Consider the following 6059-nt stretch of genomic DNA (forward strand, 5'->3'; position numbering starts at 1 on the left):
TTCCCCGCCCCAGGGGCTCCTGCGGCCGGGGGATCAGAAGCCGCGCCCCCCGCCCATCGCCCCAGGAGAGGTCGAGGATCACGTAGGGGAGCACCTCTCCCGTGTCGGGGGAGGCCCGCTCGATGCGCCCCCAGGAAAGCGAAACCTCGGCCGCCGTCACGCCCGGGCCGAACTCCACCACGTCCTGCTCGATCACCCCGGCCTCCACCGCCTCCGCCAGGGCAGCGAAGTCGGTGGCCGAGCGGGCGGGCGGCTCGGGGAGCGGCTCGATATAGGTCACGCTCCCATCGGCCAACGCCTCGTCCAGACTCCGCCCATACTCGGCAAGCCGCGCTTCCACCTCTCCCAAGCTCTCGAAGAAACCGCCCCCGGCTTCGCCCTCCCCACCCCACAGGGCGTAGCGCCCGCCGTAGGCATGGCGGTAGCGCCAGTCCTCGATCCCGAGACTTCCATAGTAGGCGTCGAGGTACGCTTCCTGGGATTCGCCCGTGTCGTGGATGAGATCGACCCCGGGCTCGGCGGGGTCGATCCTGTAGCGCGTGGCCCCCTGTCCCCCGTCCATCTCGTCCTCGCCCGGGCCGCCAAGAAGGGTGGTGCCGTAGAGCAGCGTGTCGTTGCCTTCACCCCCTAGGAGCGTCTGCCCGCCGATGAGGTTGTCGTTGCCTGGTCCCCCGTGCACGATGGCGTTCCAGGGGGCGTAGACTTCATCGTCGCCAGTGCCCGTATCGATGAGCACATGGCCGCCCGGATCGGTTACCGGCAGCGTCCAGCCGTCTATCAGGTCGTCACCCGCGGTGCCCGTCGCCCATCCGTCGCCACCGATGGAGGCCAAATCGATGGGCAGGCGATCGAGCGCCTCCCGATCGAGAAGGCTGCCGTCGGCAAAGCGGATCGCCTCGATCCCCGCGCGGGGATTGCCCGCCGCCGTGCGGGCGAATACCCGGTCACCACCCTCGCTCGTGATCTCCAGAGCCCCTTGAGCGAGGCGCCGCAGGTGCGCTTCCCAGGGAAACAGGTCCTCCAGCACCAAGGTGTCGAGGCCTTCCATGCCGGCGTCGGCGATCACGTCGGAACCATCCCCTTTGCGAAAGAGGTAAGTGTCGCCGTCCTCGCCGCCATCGAGGGCGTCCTCGCCCGCACCGCCCCGGAGGGTGTCCTCGCCCGCGCCTCCGTAGAGGCGGTCGTCCCCAGCGCCGCCGATCAGCATGTCGGCTCCACCGTTGCCGTGCAGCTCGTCGTCGCCAGCGCCGCCATTCAAGTAGTCGCTCCCATGGGTAAGGGGGTCGAGCTCGTCGGCGTCCCCAAAGAGCCGGTCATCGCCCTCACCGCCGTAGAGCTCGTCACTACCGCCATCACCGAAGATCAGATCATGGCCTGCGCCCCCATAGAGGAGATCCGCCCCGCCCTCCTCGGGCAGGACCGGGCTCAGCGCCGAGCCGAGAATGACGACCCCATGGGTCCCCATGATAGGACTGACGATCCGTCGCCCATCCGGGCCCACTTCTATCCGCCAGTTGGGATCTCTAGGGAGCGCGTCCACATCGCCCAGAAGGACGTCGTCGCCTGCGCTTCCCAGGAGGAGATCGGCGCCGTTGCCGCCAGAGAGCACGTCAGCGCCTCCCGCGCCCACCAGAAGGTCTTCGCCCGCCCCGCCCGCGAGCCAGTCCCGGTGGGAATCCGCCGCAGCGGCAGCAAGCGAGTGCGCCTGCGTGTCGGCGAACAAGCGATCAGCGCCGAGGTCCCCGATCAGCACGTCGCTGCCTGAGCCCCCTTCCAGTAAATCGTCGCCGTCGCCGCCGTGCACGATGTCGTTGCCCTCTCCTCCCTCCAGCCAGTCCGGCTCACCGCGCCCGTAGACACGGTAGGTCCCCGCGAGCTGATCGTCGCCGGCTTCGCCGAGGAAATGGTTTGGGCCGTCGGAGCCGATCACCGTGTCGTTGCCGCCCCCAGCATACACTTGGGTCGTGGAGAGGGGGTTCTGGAACCAAATGAAGTCATTGCCATCGCCCCATACCCCGGTGTTCTCTTCCCAGTACGTCGCGGAAGCGCTCGCCAGATCCAGGTCGTCTGGCCGGGGCTCGAGGGTGAGCGCCGCTTCTTCGCGGCTCTGGTGGGTAGGTTCGCCGGCACCATCGACCAGGGTGGCCTCCACCGAGACCGCCGCCGCCACATCGACATCGCCCCGGGCCCACAGCCCGAAGCGCGCTTCGCGCGCACCTACCGGAACGGTAAGGTAAAAGACCCCGGCTTCCACGGAAACCGGCTCGCCGTCCTGAAAGGCCTGCAACGCCTCGCCCGCCCCGCTCACGCGCAGCCGGATGCGCTGGCCGCCTTCGGGGGCGGGATAGGGCAGAAAGACGCTCAGCATCTGCAAGCGCCCCTCCTCCAAGGCAAAGGCGGGCAAGGCCTGCGCCTGCGGATCGAACGCCGGCGTATCGAAGGGGTTCTCGCCCCAGCCTGGGCGCATGATCGCTGTCTGGCCGGCCAATTCGACAACCGCTTGGGCTTCCCGGAGAGCGCTCTTGATGGTTGGATCGAGCGAGGGATCCTCAAGCGCTGCCGCAAACGAGCTTCGGAAAGCGTCGACTTCCAGAAATCCCAGGGACGAGCCGAGGTCGAAGAGGGTGTCCGAGACCTTGGCCACGAGCTCCTGATAGGCGTTGCCGATCCCCTCCGCCGCATCGACGATGAATTCCACGAGTCGCTCTCTTAGAGGCTCCTCCAGGCCGAAAAAGCCGATCAGCGCCTCGTCCAGCCCCGCCATCAGCTCCGCGCCGAAGCGCGGCAGGTCCACCCCCGTCTTCGCCTTGACCTGGTCGAGCACGTTGACCAGGCCGCGGTTGAGCGCATCGGTCGTGCTGGCCATGGCATCGGCGAGCGCCGTGGCGTCAAGATCGAGGGCGGAAAGCCCAAGCAGTTGCCCGAGCCGGCCCAAGCGGCCCGTCGCCTGGGTGCCGAGGGCGGCGGCCGTAAAGAGCGTGAGGCGAAAGATCGCTTCCCGGTTGCTTTCCACCGTGCCGTCGCTGTTGCCGAGCCGGGAGATGTTCGCCGCGATGGTCTGGGCTGCGGCCACATCGATGTAGAAAGGCGTGTAGCCGCCATCGGCTAAGCTCTCCCACCAGTCCCGGCGCTGGATACCGTGAGCGTTGAAGCCGTATTCGCCGCTCGCTCCGAAGTCCACCTTGTGCCCGTAGACCCGCCCGCCAACGTGGGCGCCGCCTACGAGATGCACGATGTCGCCGTGCAAGAACGGCAGAAACCCTTCGATCACATGGTGCTCGCCGCTCGCCACGATGGAGCGCTTGTCGGAGGCTTGCGTCGCGCTCGGCGAGTGGCCGATGCCGGGAGCGTTGAAAGTGTAGAAGTGGAGTTGGGAAGCTGAAACCGTGTAGGCCGGATTCCCGGATATGGCGGCAGCGATTTTCGCGACCGATTCGACGTCACTACGGTTTGTATCTTGCAGGTTCGTATCGTTGATCGCCCACTGAACCAAAGCTCCACCCAAGCTGTGACCGACAAGCTCCACCGCACGGCCAGCGACCAGGCTGGCAGCGAGCCATCGATTCACCTCGGCCTGTGCTCCATCGAACTGATCCCGTCCGATGCTGTTGAGGTTGTTGTACCAATCCCGTAGGTCCGGGATGCCGTCCTGCGACCCTTCCGTGCCGCGGAAGGCAAGGATGCGCGTGTTCGGAGCAACGGCCGTGTTGTCCGACGCGGGCTTGAGCGCGTAGGCGTAGAGGCCGTTGGCGAGATCGAGCTCTCCAGGAAACCCATTTACGCCCAGCGAGTTGAAACTTGTATCCAGCTCCCAACCTACAGGAATAGACGATCGACCGGCATACACGCGCTCCGCAATCTCCCTCGCAAGAACGTATGGAATGAATCCCGTCATTGTTCACCTCCCTGCTCGATTCTCATGAGGAAAAGTTTGCTTGCCCCTTGGTCCAGGGCAGTGAAAGCAAGCCAGCGTCCATCGGGCGATACCCCAAGTCGGCTTTCGCCGGAACGCGGCAGCACCGTCAGACGCTCGATTTTTTGTGTCTCGCTGTGAAAGCGCAAAACACCATCGATCGGCTTTGCCCCTGTCACAGCCACATACACATTGCCTCGGGAATCTACGGCTACTCTGTGGATGACGACCACCTTGAATTTTTTGTCAGGATCAATGGTGAAGACCTCCTCCACTTGATTTCTTTTTCCATCGAGACGATACCGGCATACGCTGTCCCAGCCCCTCCCATGGGCAATGGGCTTTTTGACGCACACTCCGTAGGCGTAGCTTTCATCCGGGGTGATCGCCAGCGCTCCCACCCCAGCACCGAATCCTGCGTAGCCGGGATCGTCAGTAAGATTCGTCAGCACTTGGTGCTCTAAGTCGTAGAGTACCAACGCATAGCGCAGCGGCTTCCCATCCCGCCCCAGAAGGGGCGCCTCCGGATTCTTGATGGTCTTCGGTTGATCGTCCTCGCCCTTGACCTGAATCGTCTCTTCCCACCGATACTCCGCCAGCACAAACTTGGAAAGCGGCCAGAGGTTGCGTCCGTACGTGTTCCAGCATAAAGCTCTAAAATCCTGCTTGAGATAAAAGGGGGAACAATCATCGTGCCCTTCAAAGATGCCTCTCGACATCTTCCTGCTGTTTCCGACGACATAGCGCCCGCGCAAGCTTACTGCTTTAGATGGTGGATATAGTCCTCGCATCTCCGCGATTAGCTCTGGAGCCTCGCCCAATCTCAGCGCATAGAGTCTGGTCACGGAAGGATCAGAAGGAATCGAGCCAGAAACGTTGAACAAAATTGTTTTTTCTCCGCAGTCAATTCGAACGATTGTGCTTTGTAGCTCCGATGGAAGTGGCGAGAGATCGATTCTTGTTAGGCTATTCGGTTTGGTAGCGTCGAAGTAAAAAATTCCTTGCGCCTCGAACCTTGGCGTCCCGGGCGCTTGTCTCCCTTGCAGCACTACGAAGCGCTCGTTGTCGTACCAACAGCCGCTTCCCTGGATCCCCGTGTTGATGACTGTGTAATCCCGTTCCCCCGCTCCGATATCTCGGCATCCGACAGCGAGCAGCGAAAGGGCGATGCCCAATAAGCAGATTCGGATAGCTCTGGTCATGAACGTTTCCCAATCAGTGGATACGATCGCTCTCCACAGTGCTGTCGGTGGTGCCTCTCGGAGAGCCGTCTACCCACACGGCAGAGATGATCAGCGCAGCTATCGCCGAAGAAGTAGCGCTGTACGTTGGGAAAGGGACTCTCAGGCGCAAAGCCCTGGGCAATCTTGTCGCCGGTGGCGGCGTCTTCGAAGAAGACGGCGTCCCGGAGATACGGATGGTCGGCACCGTCGTAGCCATAGGTGGGATTGACCGGCTCGATGTCCTCGGCGCTGAACCAAAGCCTGCGCGCAAGGAAGTCGGCACGGTCGGTCAGATAGTGCGGGGTGAAGTCGCCGTTGCCCGTCGCGGGATCGAAAAGGTCCAACTCGCCCTTCGCGTTGAACGCACTGTAGTCGGCGCCAACCAGCGCAAAGGGGTTGAGCGCTTGAAGCGCGTAGCGGGTCGCCAGGCCCAAGGCGTCATTGCGCGAGCCCATGCCCTTCAGATCGGAGGCAGTCGCACCGGCCAGTACAGAGATCTGGACATTGCCTTTCAGGGCCGCGTAGGCAGCATCGTCCTGCAATGCCTGGAGATGGGCGTGGAGGGCCTCACGGTCATCGACCGCGGTCCTGCCAGCAGCCGGGCCGAGGATAATCCTTCGCAGCGCATCCAGGGCTGCTTCGAGCGTGCGCTCGGCGCTCACCCCAGAGGCATCGAGCAGTCGATTGAGCCGATCCTGCGAAAGGCCCGGGGCAAGCTCCGAGTAGACCGCCTGCACCGCCAGGGCGTCGGTGAGCCGCACGATGGCGTGGTTGCCGATCCCAAGGCCCGGGGCGGCTTCGATGTGCACCGGCAGCGCCGCCGAGGGCTGAGCCCCCAGGCCGGCGATGAGGGAGAGGCCCTCGGAGGCTTTGAGGTTCCAGATCCCGTTCTCGCCGGGGGCAGACTGAGTCAACACGCCGGA

2 protein-coding genes and 1 pseudogene are annotated in these 6059 nt (G+C 63.9%); all 3 read right to left on the bottom strand.

The genetic code is table 11. The features are described from left to right. Nucleotides 1-3847 (bottom strand): annotated as a pseudogene (locus ACTFO6_RS17165) (hypothetical protein); the annotation flags it as partial. A 44-nt stretch (nucleotides 3848-3891) separates the two neighbouring features. Beyond that, complete coding sequence (locus ACTFO6_RS17170) at nucleotides 3892-5115, bottom strand: hypothetical protein (protein ID WP_439935658.1); 1224 nt, start codon at nucleotides 5113-5115, stop codon at nucleotides 3892-3894. Beyond that, on the bottom strand, nucleotides 5112-6059 hold a 948-nt coding region (locus ACTFO6_RS17175), incomplete at its 5' end, for a hypothetical protein (protein ID WP_439935659.1). The genes ACTFO6_RS17170 and ACTFO6_RS17175, both read right to left, overlap by 4 nt.

This window comes from Pelomicrobium sp. G1 (assembly GCF_051905455.1).
Taxonomy (GTDB): Bacteria; Pseudomonadota; Gammaproteobacteria; order Burkholderiales; family UBA6910; genus Pelomicrobium.

Coding starts and splice junctions, on each gene's coding strand:
- ACTFO6_RS17170 (WP_439935658.1), bottom strand. CDS start 5,115: ATGACCAGAGCTATCCGAATCTGCTTATTGGGCATCGCCCTTTCGCTG.